1 tRNA gene is annotated in these 211 nt (G+C 57.8%); it reads right to left on the reverse strand.

Annotated elements, in window-relative coordinates:
- Positions 1–100: 100 nt before the first annotated feature.
- Positions 101–176 (reverse strand) — tRNA-Ala (locus tag F6X37_RS36325).
- Positions 177–211: the final 35 nt, after the last annotated feature.

The following is a 211-nucleotide window of genomic DNA, read 5'->3' on the forward strand; positions in this document are numbered from 1 at the left end:
CAGCCGGTATGAAGCCTGTGCCTCATACCGCCCTGACTGGCTCAATCGCCAATGCAAAGTACTCAGCATCACTTCGTGCTGAACCCTTGGCATTGAGGATTGGTGGAGGATGACGGGATCGAACCGACGACCCCCTGCTTGCAAAGCAGGTGCTCTCCCAGCTGAGCTAATCCCCCAGTCCCACAGATATTCCAGCGGCCCCAGCCCTTCA

The organism is Paraburkholderia sp. 31.1 (assembly GCF_014397645.1).
In the GTDB taxonomy this organism is placed as follows: domain Bacteria; phylum Pseudomonadota; class Gammaproteobacteria; order Burkholderiales; family Burkholderiaceae; genus Paraburkholderia; species Paraburkholderia tuberum.